Source organism: Geomonas ferrireducens (genome assembly GCF_004917065.1).
GTDB lineage: Bacteria > Desulfobacterota > Desulfuromonadia > Geobacterales > Geobacteraceae > Geomonas > Geomonas ferrireducens.
This window is the reverse complement of sequence record NZ_SSYA01000002.1, coordinates 488,579-506,037: the sequence shown is the minus strand read 5'-3', so window position 1 is coordinate 506,037 and position 17,459 is coordinate 488,579. Positions and strand designations below refer to the sequence as shown.

Sequence of the window (17,459 nt, the reverse complement as noted above, 5' to 3'; positions counted from 1 at the left end):
TGTTATGCCACCTCGTTGGTGAGTGCTATGAGCCGCTCCAGCTGTTTAAGGCCGCTGCCCGAGTCGATGGTCTCGGTGGCGAGGCGGATCCCCTCGGCGACGTCCTGAACCTTGCCGGCGGCAAGCAGCGCGTAGGCCGCGTTCAAAAGAACGATCCTGCGCTTGGCGCCGTCCTTGCCGGAGAGGATATCCCGGACGATGACCGCGTTCCCCTGGGCGTCGCCGCCATGCAGTTCGGTCAGCGGCGCGCGCTCAAGGCCGAACTGCTCGGGGGTGACCTTGTACACCTTGACCCCGTCCGGCCCGACCTCGCCGATGGTGCTCTCGCCGGTAAGGGTGACCTCGTCCATCCCGTCGCAGCCGTGCACCACGTAACCGCGGCGGCACCCGAGTTTCTTGAGCACGTGGGCGAGTTTTTCCACCAGGTCCTCGCGGTAGACGCCGAGCACCTGGCAGTCGGCCGCGGCCGGATTGGTGAGCGGTCCCAGGATGTTGAAGATGGTGCGGACGCCGATTTCGCGGCGCGGACCTATGGCGTGCTTCATGGCGCCGTGCAGCGCCGGGGCGAATAAAAAGCCGATGCCGATCTCCGCGATGCTGCGCTCAACCGTTTCGGGGGTCACGTCCAGGTTCACGCCGAGCGCCTCGAGGACGTCCGCAGAACCGCAGGAGGAAGAGACCGCGCGGTTGCCGTGCTTGGCGACTTTGACGCCGCAGGCGGAGACGATGAAGGCGACGGTGGTGGAGATGTTGAAGGAGTTGGTGCCGGAGCCGCCGGTGCCGCAAGTATCGAGGATGGTCTCGCGGTCGAGGTTGATGTCGTCACGGTCGATGCCGAGGACGCTTTTGCCGACCCGGATCGGCATGGCCCGGTCGCGCATGACCCGCGCGGCGCCGGTGATCTCGTCCACCGTTTCCCCCTTCATCCTGAGGGCGGTGATGAAGGATGCGATCTGTGCGGGCGTAGCGCCACCGGACATGATCTGGTCCATTACCTCGATCATCTCCGCCTCGCTCAGGTTTTCCCTCTCGACCACGCGTGCTATTGCCTTGCGAATCATAGCGACTCCTTCACAAAAGAATTTAAAGGCCGGGAGAGCTGTCCCGGCCGGGTACTATCTCGACATCTCGAGGAAGTTCTTCAAAAGGTCCATCCCCCCTTGGGTGAGTATGGATTCCGGGTGGAACTGCACCCCCCAGAGCGGAAGGGTGCGGTGCCGCATCCCCATGATCTCCCCCTCCTCAACCCAGGCGGTTACCTCCAGCTCGGCGGGAAGCGTATCGCGCTCGACGATGAGGGAGTGGTAGCGGGTGGCGGCGAACGGGTTCGGAAGCCCCTTGAAAAGCCCCTGACCGTCGTGATGGATGGGCGAGGTCTTGCCGTGCATCAGGGTCGCACTCCGGATGATCTTGCCGCCGAAGGCGTAGCCGATGGACTGGTGCCCCAGGCAGACGCCCAGGATCGGGATCTTGCCGGCGAAGCGGCGGATCGCCTCGACCGAGATGCCTGCCTCCTCGGGCGAACACGGCCCGGGGGACACCACGATCCGGTCGGGCGCGAGCGCCTCGATCTCGTCAAGGGTGATCTTGTCGTTGCGGAAAACCTTCACCTCCTCGCCCAGTTCGCCAAGATACTGGACGATGTTGTAGGTGAAGGAGTCGTAGTTGTCTATCATCAGGAGCATGGCTGGTAACCTGCTGGAACCGGAGGCGCTAGATGCGGCGTCGCGGGAACCCCACTCTTTTGGTGTCTTATGCGAATCGCAAAAATATAAAGGTTTTGCCGAAGAAACTCAAGAGATTCCGACAGGAAATGCGCAAAAGAGGCGGATCAGGAGGGGTGATACGGGGTAAATTGGTGTGGTATCCCACCCGCGGGCGTGGGAATATTTCACACCCCCAAAAAGAATTTTGCCCTCCCTAGCCGGAGGGGCGCTTGTTCCAGGCAAGCCAGTAGAAACCGAGGTCTTGCAGAAGACGGCTGAAGGAGTCGAAGTCCACCGGCTTCGTCAAATAACTGTTGGCGTAATGGTTGTAGGCCTGGGCAAGGTCGCGCTCGGCCGCCGAGGTGGTCAGGATGACTACCGGGATCGCCTTCAACTGTTCCGAAGCCTTCACCTGTTTGAGCACCTCTATGCCGTCGACTTTCGGCAAGCGCAGGTCAAGCAGTACGAGGTGCGGGCGCGGGTAGCTCAGCTGGTCGGCGTAGCGCCCGCGGTTGTGCAGATAGTCAAGAGCGGCCTCGCCGTCCTCGACGTGGAACACGCGGTTGGCAAGGCCCGCGTCGGAAAGGTTTCTAAGCGCGAGCTCTGCGTGGTCCGGGTTGTCTTCCACTAAAAGAATGCACAACGGTTCGCCTTCCACCATGTGTTCCCCCTTTCAGCTTTCAGTTGCCGCGGCAGGCGGCATCATGTTGAGCGTGAAACAGAAAGTGCTCCCCTGCCCCGCGCCATCCGACTCGACCCACAGCTTCCCGCCATGGAACTCGACGATGCGCCGCGCAAGGGCGAGGCCGATTCCGGTCCCCTCGGAACGGGCATCGAGCTTGTTGAACAGGCCGAAGATGGTCTCATGGTACTGCTGCGCCACCCCCATGCCGTTGTCGCGAACCGTAAAGACCGTGCTGCCATCGCCGTCGCGCTTCCCGACCTCGATGCAGGGGTGCGGCTGCTCACCGGCATACTTTATGGCGTTTTCCAGGAGGTTCTGGAGCACCTCGCAGATGCGGCGCTGGTCACCCCACACCGTGGGGAGATCCTGCTGCAACAGAACCTCGACGCCTCGCTGCTCCAGTGGGCCTGCCAGTTGGGCGAGCACCTCGTGAGCCAGGGCGTTCATATCGATAAGGGTCGGCGGATTCACGATGCGTCCGACACGGGAAAGCTCCAATAGGTCGTCAAGGAGTGCCGTCATCTTGTCGGCTGCGGCCATGATGCGGCGCACGTCGCCTTCAAATCGCTGCGACTGGCCGTTTTGCAGATCCTTGATGACGGCCCCGGCGAACCCCTTGATGGTGATAAGGGGGCTCTTGAGATCGTGGGACACCGTGTAGGTGAAGCGCTCGAGTTCGGCGTTTTTCGCCTCCAACTCGAGCTCGCGCTCCTTTCGTTCACGCACCTCGCTTTCCAGGAGAAGCGCCTGCTCCCTGAGAGTTTCGTCGGCACGCTTTCGGTCGGTAATGTCGCGGTTGCTAGCCCTTACACCGTTCTCGGCACCATCTTTCGTGTAGACGACGCGGCAGATGTGCGAGATCCAGCGCACTTCCCCGTCAGGGCGCACGATGCGGAAATCGATCGGCTTTGGGTTCCCCTCGAAAGAGGCATGTTCGTGGTCCAGGTATGCGGCGAGGTCATCGGGATGGATGACCCTCTCGATGAGGGTGTGGTCGGCATAGAATGCTTCGTGGCCGTAACCGCAGAGCTGCTTGCAGGAAGGGGACACGTACATGAAGGTCCGGTCCGGCGCCTGCCAGTATTCCCAGTCGTCGGTGTAGTCGGCGACGGTGCGGTATCGCTCCTCGCTTTTTTCGAGGACCCGGGCGCTGCGGGTCAGGACGCGCGACCCTGTGCCGATCATCCCGATCCCAAGAAACCACAGGATGGCGTGACTTGCCACTCCTCCCGTAATCACCGACGAGAAGGCACCGTCGTGAGATTCTATAGGGACCGACGCACTGATCCCCCCACGGATGTCCCCGACCTTATACCCCTGATCGGCGTGGCACTTGAGGCATCCCTCCTCGGTTACAAAGGGGCGCATGAGTCTCATGTATCGGCGCCCGTTCATCATCTGCACCTCGCTTACCTCCCGGGCACCCTGTTCGAACTTTTGCAGGGCACGGGCCTCCCACGGGTCCGGGGCGTTTTCGGGCCGGATCGGTTTCAGGCTCGTGATGTGACCGCGCACCAGGTGGTTCTGGCTGTCGGCGAGTTCGAAGACTTGCCGGGTCATGTATGCGGGGTTGACCAGGGTAAGGGCGCGTCCGGACGGGGTGGCGATATCGCGCTCGGAGATGTGGGCGAGGTTCGGGTTCGGTGGATTTAAGGGGCTCACCGCGACGTAGACGCCGCCGTGTTTGGTTGCCCAGCGCCGGTAGAGGCTGTCCTTCTCGTAGGTGGCCCGAGCCTCGGCGCGTGCGATCTCCAGCACCGTCCCCTGCTCGTGCTTGTAGAACCACGCGAAGGATACCGCGATGCCCGCGCTCCAGAGTAGGGCCAGCATTAGTGAGAAACGGCGTATGGTGCTTATCTGGGTTACCATGCCTGCGGCCACTCCTTTGGACGTTAAGAACGGTCCAGCATGTCGCGGACCTTCTTGAGGAGGACGGCCGGCTTTACCGGCTTCATAACCAGTTCGGCCCCCTCGTCCAGATCGCTTCTGCTGCGGATGATGTCGGCCGTGTAACCGCTCGTGAAGAGGATCTTGGCGTCGGGGCACATGCCGCGGATGTTCTCTGCCGCTTCCTTACCGTTCATCACCGGCATGATGATGTCCATGAGCACCAGGTTGATCTGCGGGTTTTCCTTGAATTTCTGCACCGCCTCAAGACCGTTGGCGGCATGGATGATGGTGTAGCCGAACTGCTGCAGGATGGAGGAAACCAGGTCGAGAACGTGCAGGTCATCTTCCGCGACGAGGATGGTCTCCGTCCCCTGCATCACCGGCTCTGGAGGGGGTGCCACCGTCTTCTCGCGCTTTTCCGTCCCGATGGCGGGAAGGTAGATGCGGAAGGTGGAGCCTATGCCGGGCTCGCTGTAGACGTTCACGAACCCCCTGTGCTGCGTGATGATCCCGTACACGATGGCAAGGCCGAGGCCGGTCCCCTTGCCGACGACCTTCGTGGTGAAGAAGGGATCGAAGATCTTCTTCCGCGTCGTCTCGTCCATTCCCTCCCCGGTGTCGGAGACGGTCAAAAGGGCGTAGTGGCCGGGCTCACCGAAGCCGTGGGCGTGCACGAAGGCCTCGTCAATCTCGTGGTACTCGGTCTGGACCATGAGCCGCCCTCCCTTGGGCATGGCATCGCGCGCGTTGGCCCCGAGGTTCATCAGCACCTGCTCGATCTGGCCGGTGTCGACAACGGCCCAGAGCGGTTCCTCGCACAGGGATGTGCTGAGGGCAATGTCCTCGCCGATGATGCGCTGCAGGAACTTCTGGACCCCCTTGACGATTTCGTTCAAGTTCGCCGGAGCCGCCTTCACCTCTCCCTTGCGGCTGAAGGCAAGGAGACTTCGGGTCAGGTTGGCGGCCCGATCCGCTGCGGCTGAAATCTGCAGCACCTTGTCCCTGACCGGGTTCCCCTCATCGAGATCGAGTTTCAACAGTTCGCAGTACCCGCCGATCACGGTGAGTATGTTGTTGAAGTCATGGGCCACGCCGCCCGCGAGGATCCCGACCGCCTCGAGCTTTTGGGAGTGGCGCAACTGTTCCTCGAGTTTGACCCGCTCGGTGATGTCGAGGGCGATGGCCAAAAGCCGCTCGCTTCCGTCCACAACGATCCGTTCGCAATAATACTCACCTTTCAGTACGCGGCCGTCCTTCGCGTGGAGCGTGACCACATGTCCGGTGACGACCCCCTGCCGGTTGAGTTTGTCCAGCAGCGCCGCGCGGTCCGCCGTGTCGATCCAGCCGAGGGAAGTCGAGGTTCTGCCAAGCACCTCCTCCCGACTGTAGCCGGAAAGTTCTACGAACTTGCGGTTCACGTCGATGAAGACGCCGTCCTCCATGTCGGTGATCACCATGATGAGGGGGGCGCTGTCAAAGGCCTTGTGAAACTTCTCCTCGCTAAGGCGCAGGGTCTCCTGGGCGAGTTTTCGTTCGGCGATCTCCTTCTTCAAGAGGAGCGCCTGTTCCTGCAGCGCCTCCTGCGCCAGTTCGCGTTCCGCCACCTCGTGCTCCAGGCGGTGGCTTTGCAGCCTCAACGCCTCCTCGGCCCGGCGGTGCTCCAGGATGTGGTCCCACTCGCGCAAAGCGCGCTCCACGATGCGCGGCATGGCCTCGAAAACCTCGGGCATCTTGACCACATAGTCGATGGCGCCAGATTTCATCGCCTCGACCGCTACCTGTTCGTTTCCGTGCGACGTCATTACTACAACTGGGGCGATGTCGGCGGATTGGGCAACCAGGTCTCCCCCCTTGCCGTCGGGTAAAAGATAATCAGTGAGCACGATGTCGTAGTCACGGCTGCGGACCCGTACCAGGGCTTCCTGGAGGCTTACGGCGACGGTCAGCTCGTACTGGTCGGTACAATCGCTGAATCCGCGCCGTATCAGTTCTGCGTGGGAATCGTCATCTTCGACAATGAGGACTTTCTTCACGGGACAAGCACTACCCATACAATCGGCTCCTGCGGCTGCATTAAACAGATCGGACGGAAGGATGGATTAACGGGAAAATTTTACTATGTTTTTTTCTCCTGTGTGTTATTTCCTTTACAACATAAAATTAAATTGCACACATCTTGTCAGATCCTTGCCGCTTAGATTTCTTGAGAATGAATAAGCGCTACAAACACAGTTACCGATTAACATGGCGGTTCCGCGTAAAAAAGTTTGAGTCAGACCTTTTAACAGCAGAGGGAAATCTGCCAGTGCATATCCCATACGCGTGGGTACGTTTTTTCAACTAGCGCATGCTAATTTGCAACGCGCCCGCGGAAATTTCCAACACGTGCGTACAAAGTTGAAACGTCCCCGCATAAGTTTGCAACGCGTGCGTACAAACTAGAAACGTCCCCGTGGAAGTTTGCAACGCGCACGTACAAACTTGAAACGTCCTCGAGCAAGATTGCAACGACCCCGTACAAACTTGAAACGTACCCCTGCAAGTTTGCAACGACCACGTACAAACGTGAAATGTCCCCGTACAAGTTTGCAACGACCACATACAAACGTGAAACGTCCCCGTACAAGTTTGCAACGTGCGCGTACAAAGTTGAAACGTCCTCGTACGAGTTTGCAACACGTACGCACAAACTTGAAACGTGGTCGTGGAATTTTGCAGCGCGCGCGTATCAACTTCTCACGCGTCCGCGGGAGCTCCTGCCGGGCGCCCCCCAAAAATTCACAGGTTCTTCAGGGCATTCCGGGGAACGCGAAGCACAGCTACCTACAAAGCACTGCATGAGCCCTAACGTCCCCCCTTTGCGAAGGTTCTTCAGGAAATTCCGGGACGCATCTTTACTTTAGCCTCGAAGCAGTGAGCTTGGCACCACGTTCCCCCCTTTGCGAAGGGGGGACAGAGGGGATTTGCCTCGGGCGAACCATATAAGCTCATGCGGCCGCAGCCATCGCGGACGCTGCGTTAAATAAATGAACAGATGAAGAACAACGACAAAAGCAAATCCCCCCCGTCCCCCCTTCGCAAAGGGGGGAGCTATAAGGCCACCGTTCTCGGCAAGAGAGGACTCGGGTTACCTGACAGGCTTCTTATCGAGAATTCCCGGGCACACCAATAAAAAAAGGCGGCCGGAATTCCGGTCGCCTTTTCCTGAGCGTTCCAAACAATAAGGTCTAGTCGATGCCACGCTCGGCCGCCTCGATCGCCTTAACCACGGCCTTCGCTTTGTTCACCGTCTCCATGTACTCGGAGGCGGGGTCGGAGTCGGCCACGATGCCGGCGCCGGCCTGCAGATGCACCTTGCCGTCCTTGATGACGAGGGTGCGGATGGCTATGGCCATGTCCATGTTGCCAGAGAAGGAGAAATAGCCGACGGCCCCGCCGTAGACTTCTCGCCGCGCCACTTCCAACTCGTCGATGATCTCCATGGCGCGCACCTTCGGCGCCCCCGACAGGGTTCCCGCCGGGAAGGTGGCGCGCACCACGTCGAAGGCATCGAAGCCAGGGGCGAGGTTTCCCTGCACGTTGGAGACGATGTGCATGACGTGCGAGTATCGCTCGATGACCATCAGCTCGGAGACTTTCACGCTCCCCGTGGTGCAGACGCGCCCGAGATCGTTTCTCCCGAGATCGACCAGCATGACGTGCTCGGCGCACTCCTTGGGATCGGCCAGAAGGTCACGCGCCAGCTCCTCGTCGGCGGCAGGTGTGGCGCCGCGCGTACGGGTGCCTGCGATGGGGCGCAGTTCGACAAGCTCCCCCTCCTTGCGGACCATGACCTCGGGGGATGCCCCGACCACCATGGTGTCCTCGAGGCGGAGGAAGAACATGTAGGGCGAAGGGTTGAGCGTCCTCAGCACCCGGTAGATGTCGAAGGGATCTACGGTCAGCTCACCTGAGAAGCGCTGGGAGAGCACAACCTGGATGATGTCACCGCTTCTCACGTACTCCTTGGCACGGGTCACCGCCTGCTCGAACTCCTCGCGCTTCACGTTGGAGGAGAGTTCCACCTTCCCGGTGGCGGCTTTCTTCGGCTGCGCGGGAAGGGGTTTCTTCAGGCGCTCGATGAGCCCTTCTATCTTGCTCACCGCGTCGGCGTAGGCCGCCTCGGGAGAGGTATCTCCGTCGAGATGCGCGTTGGAAACGACCTTGATCTTCTGGCTCAGGCTGTCGAAGATGATCATGGTGTCGGTGATGATGAAGTAGGAGTCGTAGGTATCGATGAGCCTCGGGTTGCTGTCCGGCAGGGTCTCGAAATGGCGCACCGCGTCATAGCCGAGGTACCCCACGGCGCCGCCGAAGAACCTCGGAATCCCGGCTACCTCGACCGGCTGGTAGCGGGCCATGTAGTCGCGGATGTAGTTCAGCGGATCGGCCACCTCGACGCGGCTCACCGCCCCCCCCTCCACGATCTCGACCCAGTTGTCCTTGCCGCGGATCACTACCGCCGGCGATGAGCCAAGAAAGGTGTAGCGCCCCCACTTCTCCCCCCCCTCAATACTCTCGAACAGAAAGCCGAAACGGCCGTCGTCGATCTTTTTGAAGGCACCTACCGGAGTGTCCAGGTCGGCCAGGATCTCACGGTAAACCGGAATCAGGTTGCCCTGTGCTGACAGGGTCTGGAACGAAGCGAAATCGGGGAAATACATGGGGCTCCTTGTTGCGCTGCGAGGTGTTTGGTGGGGCTATCCCCTTGCCGGGCATAGAGTTTTAGCCCGACTTTATTAACATAGCTGGGAAATGGTGTCAAGAAACGGGGTACTCTGGTAGAATCTGGTGCTAATGAAAACTATGCCGGTACTGAACACAATTAAAAAGCGTCTTTCGGCCTTCGCCCTCGGGGTGGTCGACCTCATCGTCCGCTTCAAACGCGCCACGGAGAAGATGTTCCTGTCCTGGGACAAGTGGGTGAAACCGGAGGGGAGCATCGCACGGGAGAAGCTCCTCTCGCGCTTCCCGCGCTACCTGAAGGAGCCTGCCGGAAGCGTGCGTTGCGGCGAGGGGTGGTATCCGCTGGTGTGGGACCTCTGCACCGCCATAGAGGCGATGGAGCACCTCGGCATGCCGCGCATCGGGCACTTCAAGGCCGAGGAGCGACTGGGCGGGCTCTTTGTCCGGGTGGAGTCTGGCTCCTTCATCGTGAAGGAACTCGCCCGGGACGCGGAACACAGAGCGGCCGCACTCTGCGAGGAGTGCGGCGAACCGGGATCGCTGCAGCTTGGCCACGGCTTCGCAAAGACGCTCTGCCAGTCACACGCGGCGCAGCGCAGGCCCCATAAGGTGAAGAGCGTCCCCATTCCAGAGAACCTCGTCACGCAAAGACCCAAGCTCCTTTTCCTGGACACCGAGTTCACCGATTTCGACTACCCGCAGTTGATCAGCATAGCCCTGGTCGCCGAGAGCGGCGAGAGCTACTACGCGGAGCTGGAAAACGGCTGGAGCCGCGAGGGGTGCTCAGCGTTCGTGGTCGAGAAGGTGCTGCCGCAGTTAACCGGCGGCGAATTCTTCCAGGAAAGCGGCTACGCGGCGCGCCGGTTGCGCGAATGGCTCGCAGGCTTCGGTGTCCCGGTACGCGTGGTGACCGATGCGCCCGGGTACGACTGGGTGCTCATGCTCGAGCTTTTGCATCACGAACTCCCCCCTAACCTCTACCCTACCCCGCTGCATTTCTACAGCGAGAGCCTTCCCGAACTGCGCCCGCTGCTCAAGCAGGCGCACGACGACGCCTGTCGTGACCTTTCGCCGCACCACGCCCTGCAAGACGCCGAGGCGCTACGCGAGGCGTGGGAGGTGATGAAAGAGCACCTGCACCCCGCCATACTGAGGCAATACCTGAAGCTTTAAAAACCGTAAAACCGGAACACAGAGGACACAGAGTAAAAGCCACGTCCCACACAGAGGAACAGCGTGAAGCGGGTTTTAAACCTTTACGGCCTCTCCTCTGTGACCTCTGTGACCTCTGTGACCTCTGTGACCTCTGTGACCTCTGTGGACCTCTGTGTCCTCTGTGGTAAAGCTTTTCGTTTTTTTCCTCCCGCCCCTTGAAATCAGAAGCCACAATGCTTATCTTCCGGCGAGCACCCACTCAAGCACAAAGGAGACCACGAAGACATGGCCAAAACCGTCAAGAAGTTCGAGACCGAGGTCCAGCAGCTTTTGGACCTGGTGATCCACTCCCTCTACTCCAACAAGGAAATCTTCTTAAGGGAGCTCATCTCTAACGCATCTGACGCCATTGACAAGATAAAGTTCGAATCCCACTCCAACATGGAACTGCTGGAGGGAAACACCGAATGGAAGATCAAGCTGCACGCCGACAAGGAGGCGGGGACCCTCACCATCACCGACAACGGCATCGGCATGAGCATGGATGAGGTTGCCGACAACATCGGCACCATCGCCAAGTCCGGCACCAAGAGCTTCGTGGCAGCCCTGAAGGAAAAGAACCTTTCCGACAATCCGGAGCTGATCGGCCAGTTCGGCGTCGGCTTCTACGCCTCCTTCATGGTCGCGGACAAGGTGGAGCTCACCACCCGCAAGGCGGGCGAGAAGCAGTTCGGCTGCCGCTGGGAATCGGCCGGCGACGGCTCCTACTCCATCGAGGAATGTGAGAAGGAGACCCGCGGCACCGAGATCGTGCTGCACCTGAAAGGCGACATGAAGGAGTTCCTCGATGAGTGGAAGATCCGCTCCATCGTGAAGAAGTACTCCGACTACGTCCAGTACCCGGTCGTTATGGACGTGACCCGCACCGAGCCGGTGAAGGATCAGGACGGCAACGTCATCGAGGGGGGCGGCACCATCGAGAATACCGTCGAGGAGACCTTGAACTCCATGAAGGCGATCTGGACCCGTCCGAAGAGCGAGATCACCGAGGAGGAGTACGAGGAGTTCTACAAGCACATCTCCCACGACTACGACAAGCCCCTTTCCACCATCCACTACTCGGCCGAGGGGGTGAGCGAGTTCAAGTCCATCGTCTACATCCCGTCGCACAAGCCCTACGACCTCTTCCTGCGCGACCACAAAAAGGGCGTGCACCTCTACGTGAAGCGGGTCTACATCACCGACAACTGCGAGGCGCTTCTCCCCGACTACCTCCGTTTCATCAAGGGTGTGGTCGATTCGGCGGACCTGCCGCTCAACGTCTCCCGTGAGATCCTGCAGGAGGACGTGCAGATCAAGCGCATCCAGAAATCGCTCGTCGGCAAGGTACTCTCCACCCTCTCCGAGATGAAGGAGAAGAACATCGACGACTACCTGAAGTTCTACGGCGAGTTCGGTCCGGTGCTGAAGGAAGGGATCCACTTCGACTACGCCAACAAGGAGAAGCTGCAGGACCTCCTCCTCTTCGAGAGCTCTAAGACCGAGAAAGGGAAGTTCACGTCGCTCAAGGAATACGTCGAGCGCATGCCCGAAGGACAGAAGGAGATCTACTTCATCACCGGCATGTCCCGCGAGTCGGTTGAGAACTCCCCCTACATGGAGGCCCTGCGCAAGAAGGACTACGAGGTCCTCTACATGACCGATCCGGTCGACGAGTGGGTGGTGCAGGCGATCAACGAGTACCAGGAAAAGCACCTGAAGGCGATCGACAGGGGCGACCTCGAGCTGGACAGCGAGGAGGAAAAGAAGGAGAAGGAGGCGAAGAAGGAGGAGGCCAAGAAGGAGTTCGGCGGCATCCTCGACTTCATCCAGGAAACCCTGAAGGACAGGGTCAAGGAGGTGCGGCTCTCCTCCCGTCTCACCGAGAGCGCCTGCTGCCTCGTAGCGGACGAGATGGGGCTCAACGCCAACATGGAGAAGATCCTTAAGGCGATGAACCAGGAAGTGCCGGAAGGGAAAAGGATCCTCGAGCTCAACCCCGAGCACCAGATCATGCAGGTGATGACCGCCATGTACGAGAAAGACAAGTCGAACCCGAAACTCGCCGACTACAGCGAGCTCCTCTTCGACCAAGCCCTTCTGACCGAAGGCTCGCCGATCAAGGACCCGCTCCGTTTCACCAGGCTCGTGAGCGAGCTCATGGTCGTCGGCGGCAAGTAGCCTGTCGGCTCCACGTAAAAAAAGCCGGGAGGAGACTTAGCTCCTCCCGGCTTTTTTGTGCACTCACTGCTAGCCCCCCCCTCCTTCATCCTCAAGGCGGCCCAAGCACGGTACAGCCGGCCGTCTCGTTTTTTCCTTCCACGGGACCGACCATCTCGAAATCTGTCTTGCTGAAAACGTTCCTGTTTACCCTTACATAGTAGGAGTGGCCGGCCTCCAGCGTGAAAGTGCACCGGGTTCGCGGTTCGCTGCCGATGGTGAATTCCCTTTTCCCCGGTGGCGTAAGGAAGGCATAACAGGTCGAGCCTCTGAAGGCGGCGACGTAATGGCCGTCCAGGTACACCATCGTGTAAAGGTTCGGCAGGGATAGTCCGGTTTGATACAGAACCACCAGAGCTGACGAATCAGGAGCGCTTTTCCCGGCATACGAGGGGGCGACGGTCACGGGGCATCGGCACGGAGGGTCGTCCCCAGCGGCCAGTGGAATAATAATGTAAAAGAAATTACCCTTTCGGGTATGGAGCGACTCGCCTCGCTCCCCATTGAAGGTGATGCGGTCGAATCTGTCGCAAAGCGGCAGCAGCAGTGGTACCGGCAGAATAAAGACCGGGATCGGGCCGCACCACATCTTTCCGCGGTAGACCCAGGTGTCTTTTCCGTCAGCACCGTTTATTACCTCATCGGGTTTCCCCCACTCCTTCAGAAATTCAGACTTCGTCGAGGCTTTCGGGGTGCCAACCCCAAAGAAATCGTGAATCCCGGTACTGGGCATTTCATAACTGCATTCCCGGGGATATCGCACTGCCAGACCGCATCCCGTGAGAAGAAAAGAGAGGAAGATGTAGCAGCCGATTATGCCTCTGCACATAAATCACCCCCTTGTCGCCGAATACTTCCTGGCCTGTATCGGTGCACCGCCTTTCCTGGAAGGTAAGCTCGCTTCTTACCCCTCCAGCACCGCATGCAGCTTCCTGCTCATCTCGGCAACGTTGTACGGTTTCTGGATGAAACCTGACAGTCCGCTCCCCGCGAACTTCAGATTCACCTCCTGCTCGTTATATCCGCTGGACATGATTACCTTCAAGCAGGGATTCAACTCCCGCAGGGCACGGAAGGTCTGTTCCCCGTCCAGATTGGGCATGGTCAGATCGAGCAGCACGCAGACGATCTCCTCTTTATGCTGACGATAGACTTCGAGCGCCTCCAGCCCGTCGCAGGCGAGCAGCACCTTGAAGCCCATGGTCTCCAGCATGTCGCGCCCGAGCCCCCGGATGCTCTCCTCGTCGTCGGCAAGCAGCACTGTGCCGGCCCCTTGCCAGAGCCGACCGAGATCGGCAAGTTCGTGATGATCGGCGTCCCCGTCGACGCAGGGGAGAAGCAGACGGAAGGTACTCCCCCTTCCCTTCTCGCTGTAAACCTTGATGGCTCCATGGTGCGCCCTCACGATGCCCAAGACGGCTGCCATGCCGAGGCCGCGTCCGGTGAACTTTGTGGTGAAAAACGGATCGAAGATCCTGGGTATCACCTCGCGGTCCATACCGCAGCCGTTATCGGAAACTTCGAGCACCACGTAGTCCCCTTCTGGGAGCCGGTCGTCGATCCAGGACTCGGATAGGTACGCGCGGTCGCAGTAAAGGCGTTTGGTGCTGATGACGATCATGCCGTTGGCATCGCCCACCGCCTCGCTCGCATTGAGCACGAGGTTCAGAACGACCTGGCGCAGTTGCGTCGCGTCGCCGCTTACCGACGGGAGTTCCGGTGCAAAATCGTAACGCAGCATCACCTTCTTGGAGATGGAGACCTCGAGCATCTGCCCCATCTCCTGCACAAGCCTCGTCATGTCGAGTTTCTCGATGACGAACTTACCCCTCCCTGAATAAGCGAGCATCTGACGGGCGAGGTCGGCGGCACGGCTTGCGGCCTGTTCGATCTGGGTCAGGTTTTCACAGGCGGGCGCACCGGGCGCCATCCGCATCAGCGCAAGATCGGCGTTGCCGAGGATCACCATCAGGATGTTGTTGAAGTCGTGGGCGATGCCGCCCGCGAGCACGCCGAGGCTCTCAAGTTTCTGCACGTGGAGCATCTGGGACTCGATAAGGCGCTTCTCCTGTTCCAGGCGCTTGCGCTCGGTCATGTCCACCGCGATAAACATCAAATGATGCTTCCCCTCCACTTCGAAGCGCGACAGGAAGCATTCCACTTGCAGCTGTATTCCGAACGAGGATGTCGTATCGATCTCGATGCTCCTCGTCCGACCGTCGGAGAGCACCAGCTCCGCTGCAGCCCGCATCCCAGCTTCCCAGGAGGGGACTTCGCGGAAATTCTGACTGAGCAGTTGCTGCACGGTCCCCCCCGCCAGATCCGCCGCCGCCTGGTTCGCCTTTACGCAGGTGCCGCTCTCCCCTTCGTAGACGAGAATCGCGGTGGGGGACGAAGCAAGCAGCGATTCGAGCATGGCGAGAGCCCGGTCGCGCGCCTCCTCGATCATCTTTCTCTCGGTGATGTTGTCGTACACCCCGAGTATGCCCGTCACAGTCCCCGTATCGTCGCACAACGGAACCTTCGTGGTGTCCACCCACAGGCGCCGACCGCTCGCCTGCAACTGCTGCTCTATGATGTGGTACTTGGGACGGTTGCTCTCCATGACGATGCGGTCGTCGTTGCGGTAAGCGTCGCACTCCTCCCTCAGCCAGGGGAGATCGTAGTCGCTCTTGCCGGCGATCAACTCGGGGTCGTCGAGCCCGGCCGCTTTTGCGAAGACGATGTTGCACCCCTGGTAGATACTGTCGCAATCCTTCCAGAAGACGAACTGGGGGATGGTGTTGATGATCTGGGCGAGCATGTTGCGCCCGCGGCGCAGTTCTTCTTCGGCGCGCTCCCGCACGGCGAGCTCGAGTTTCAGCTGTTCGTTGGTCACAAGCTGTGCTTCGGTTCTCTCTGCGACCCTCACCTCGAGCTCTTCCCTCGCACGGCGTTGTTCTTCCTCGGCCTGCACCTGACGCCGCAAACGGAGATAGATCACCCGGGACAGTGCGGAGGTAACCGCAAGAAAAAGCACAACCAGCGCCAGGATCTGTATGAGTTCGCGGTGCCAACGCGTCAGGATCTCATCGGGAAGCAAGGCAATGCTGATGTACAGGGGATACCGGCCGACCTTGCTGTAGGAAACGAGCCGCGGCGTCCCGTCAGTGGTCAGATCGGAATAATAGGTATCACTCGACATCCCTCCAGCGATGCGCTTTTGCATCTCGGGAGAAGCAGGCTTGCGACCAAGTTCGGTACTGACCGGGAGCTGCTGCGGGTGCCGCAGGATCAAACCAAGGGACTCGTCGCGCAGGGTGATGCGCCCTCTCACACCGACGTCGATAGTGGAGAACATGTTGCGGATCTTCTCAAGGGGGATGGCGCAGTAAACTACTCCCGCGAAAGAACCGTTTGCACCGCTAACCCTGCGAGCGAGGATAACCACCCATTTGCCGCTGATCAGCCCCAGGACCGGCTTGGAAATGACCAGCCCATCCTGGGGGGTGTCGCGCAACTTGATGAAATAGTCCCGCCCCTCGATGCTCTTCTTGGCACTGCGATCGACCCCGGTGCCGTAGAGGATGATCCCCTTGTCGTCGGCCATGCGTATGCTGTCCAGGGCAGGTAACCGGGTATGCTTGGCGATGATGAAGGCGTTCAGGGTGTCCGGCGAGATGCCTCCCTGCCGGTTCTGCCGCTCAACCTCGTCCGCAACACTCAGGAGCGCAATATCGGCAGCGTCGAAAACGCCGGAGATGCTGTAGACGAGCGTCTGGGTGAGATTACGCCCCTGGACCTCCGCGCTTCGCAGGTACTGGTCCCGGCTCTGGCGAAGCGTCACCGCTCCCAAAACGATGACGAAGAGGTTGACGGCAAGAACCAGTGCAACGGTACGCGCCATCAGCGTAGTCCCCGAATATTTTGTTGTCTCTGGCAGTGAACTGCGCATATCTGTTCTCCAGCGGTCTGGACCTCAACGGGTGGACCGGCCGTACGGGGCGCGCGCGGCGGCGACACCTACCGGTAACTTATCGGCGCAGCTCGATCATTTCATTAGTTGAATTGGGATATGAAGAAAAGAGGAAGGGGCGGCCGCCGGGAAACGGCCGCTTTGCAACGGTAGCGTCAGGCGGTTTTCCCATACAGGTCTTCCCTGCTCGCGAAGGCCCGCTTCACGCGGGTGAGAAGGCCGATCTCCTTCACGGGTTTCAGCACGAAGTCGAAGAAACCCTTTTCCAGGGCCTCCTTCTCCTCGTCGGGGGTCGCCGCTGCAGTCATGAGGATCACCGGCATGTAGCGGAACTCGGGGATGTTGCGGATGGCGTAGAGAAACTCGTACCCTCCCAGTTTGGGCATCACCTTGTCCGTGATGACCAGTTTGGGCTTCAGGGTGAAGATTTTACTGAAGGCGTCCATGCCGTCCAGGGCGGTTTCCACCTGGTACCCCTGGCGGGTCAGGATCTTCGCCACCATCTCGCGGGAGAGCTGGTCGTCCTCGACAAGGAGGATGGTCTTGCTTGCACCGCCACCTATGGTCTGACCCAAGTAGTGCCGGGCGATGGCGCGGTTGATGTCGAGGCGGGTGGCGACGTAGAGCACCAGTTTCAGGTTATGCTGTGCCGAGATGCTCGCGAAAAGCTTGTCCGTAGTCGGGTCGGCTACGGCGAGCCCCAGCCTGCCGTCATCCAGCTTGAGCGGGAAGATGCAGTGCTTTACCGCCATGTCGATGGGGATGAGACTAAGCACGTTGGCCTGATAGCTGTACTTGGCGAAGTCGCCGATTTTTCTGACGTGGTACTGAATCGCCAGTGCCTCCGCCAGCTCTTCGGGCGTCACGAGGCCGATCACCTCCAAAAGCTCCCCTAAACGTATGTTTTTACTCTTGGCGTGTGTGATGAGACGGTCAACGGAGGCCCTTGTGAGGAGGCCGCGTTCGACGAAGATCTCCCCAAGAGGCTTGCGGATCGGCGCCGAGGCGGTGGTGGGCTTTACTTCTGCGGTCATGCTACTTCTCCTGCAGGACAAAAATGTTATGAATCGACGCCATGCCGCGG

General features: G+C 59.9%; 11 protein-coding genes. 2 read left to right on the top strand and 9 right to left on the bottom strand.

The features are described 5' to 3' along the window. Positions 1-2: 2 nt before the first annotated feature. The 6 genes from trpD to trpE all read right to left on the bottom strand — a co-directional run bounded on the left by trpD (position 3) and on the right by trpE (position 8,984). The gene (trpD, locus tag E8L22_RS11025) at positions 3-1,061 is read right to left on the bottom strand and encodes an anthranilate phosphoribosyltransferase (RefSeq protein WP_136525228.1); all 1,059 of its coding nucleotides are present in this window, start codon (positions 1,059-1,061) and stop codon (positions 3-5) included. Between the two features lie 54 nt (positions 1,062-1,115). Further along, positions 1,116-1,685: an anthranilate synthase component II gene (locus E8L22_RS11020; RefSeq protein ID WP_136525227.1), complete on the bottom strand. Its 570-nt coding sequence runs from the start codon at positions 1,683-1,685 to the stop codon at positions 1,116-1,118. Between the two features lie 235 nt (positions 1,686-1,920). Beyond that, complete coding sequence (locus E8L22_RS11015) at positions 1,921-2,367, bottom strand: response regulator (RefSeq protein WP_136525226.1); 447 nt, start codon at positions 2,365-2,367, stop codon at positions 1,921-1,923. Positions 2,368-2,379: 12 nt separating this feature from the next. Further along, on the bottom strand, positions 2,380-4,260 hold the full coding sequence (locus E8L22_RS11010) for an ATP-binding protein (RefSeq protein ID WP_136525225.1): 1,881 nt from the start codon (positions 4,258-4,260) through the stop codon (positions 2,380-2,382). Positions 4,261-4,283: 23 nt separating this feature from the next. After that, positions 4,284-6,332 carry a response regulator gene (locus E8L22_RS11005; RefSeq protein WP_136525224.1) on the bottom strand — a complete coding sequence of 683 codons (2,049 nt, stop codon included), beginning with the start codon at positions 6,330-6,332 and terminating at the stop codon, positions 4,284-4,286. 1,176 nt (positions 6,333-7,508) lie between these two features. Next, on the bottom strand, positions 7,509-8,984 hold the full coding sequence (gene trpE / locus E8L22_RS11000; RefSeq protein ID WP_136525223.1) for an anthranilate synthase component I: 1,476 nt from the start codon (positions 8,982-8,984) through the stop codon (positions 7,509-7,511). Between the two features lie 133 nt (positions 8,985-9,117). On the opposite strand from trpE, the gene E8L22_RS10995 reads away from it, so the two are divergent. Together E8L22_RS10995 and htpG are read left to right on the top strand one after the other, a co-directional pair. After that, positions 9,118-10,179, top strand: coding sequence for a 3'-5' exoribonuclease (locus tag E8L22_RS10995; protein WP_136525222.1), 1,062 nt, complete (start codon positions 9,118-9,120; stop codon positions 10,177-10,179). 267 nt (positions 10,180-10,446) lie between these two features. Beyond that, complete coding sequence (gene htpG, locus E8L22_RS10990) at positions 10,447-12,381, top strand: molecular chaperone HtpG (RefSeq protein ID WP_136525221.1); 1,935 nt, start codon at positions 10,447-10,449, stop codon at positions 12,379-12,381. 91 nt (positions 12,382-12,472) lie between these two features. Here htpG and E8L22_RS10985 read toward each other — a convergent pair whose 3' ends face one another. From E8L22_RS10985 to E8L22_RS10975, 3 genes are all read right to left on the bottom strand, one after another. Next, complete coding sequence (locus tag E8L22_RS10985) at positions 12,473-13,249, bottom strand: hypothetical protein (RefSeq protein WP_136525220.1); 777 nt, start codon at positions 13,247-13,249, stop codon at positions 12,473-12,475. A 75-nt stretch (positions 13,250-13,324) separates the two neighbouring features. Then, a complete protein-coding gene (locus E8L22_RS10980; protein ID WP_246044621.1) occupies positions 13,325-16,306 on the bottom strand; it encodes an ATP-binding protein in 2,982 nt (993 codons plus the stop codon). A 224-nt stretch (positions 16,307-16,530) separates the two neighbouring features. Then, positions 16,531-17,409 (bottom strand): response regulator, encoded by an 879-nt coding sequence (locus E8L22_RS10975; protein WP_136525218.1) that lies wholly within the window; start codon positions 17,407-17,409, stop codon positions 16,531-16,533. Positions 17,410-17,459 lie beyond the last annotated feature (50 nt).

Coding starts and splice junctions, on each gene's coding strand:
- E8L22_RS11010 (WP_136525225.1), bottom strand. CDS start 4,260: ATGGTAACCCAGATAAGCACCATACGCCGTTTCTCACTAATGCTGGCC.
- E8L22_RS10975 (WP_136525218.1), bottom strand. CDS start 17,409: ATGACCGCAGAAGTAAAGCCCACCACCGCCTCGGCGCCGATCCGCAAG.
- E8L22_RS10995 (WP_136525222.1), top strand. CDS start 9,118: ATGAAAACTATGCCGGTACTGAACACAATTAAAAAGCGTCTTTCGGCC.
- trpD (WP_136525228.1), bottom strand. CDS start 1,061: ATGATTCGCAAGGCAATAGCACGCGTGGTCGAGAGGGAAAACCTGAGC.
- htpG (WP_136525221.1), top strand. CDS start 10,447: ATGGCCAAAACCGTCAAGAAGTTCGAGACCGAGGTCCAGCAGCTTTTG.
- E8L22_RS10985 (WP_136525220.1), bottom strand. CDS start 13,249: ATGTGCAGAGGCATAATCGGCTGCTACATCTTCCTCTCTTTTCTTCTC.
- trpE (WP_136525223.1), bottom strand. CDS start 8,984: ATGTATTTCCCCGATTTCGCTTCGTTCCAGACCCTGTCAGCACAGGGC.
- E8L22_RS11015 (WP_136525226.1), bottom strand. CDS start 2,367: ATGGTGGAAGGCGAACCGTTGTGCATTCTTTTAGTGGAAGACAACCCG.
- E8L22_RS11005 (WP_136525224.1), bottom strand. CDS start 6,332: ATGGGTAGTGCTTGTCCCGTGAAGAAAGTCCTCATTGTCGAAGATGAC.
- E8L22_RS10980 (WP_246044621.1), bottom strand. CDS start 16,306: ATGGCGCGTACCGTTGCACTGGTTCTTGCCGTCAACCTCTTCGTCATC.
- E8L22_RS11020 (WP_136525227.1), bottom strand. CDS start 1,685: ATGCTCCTGATGATAGACAACTACGACTCCTTCACCTACAACATCGTC.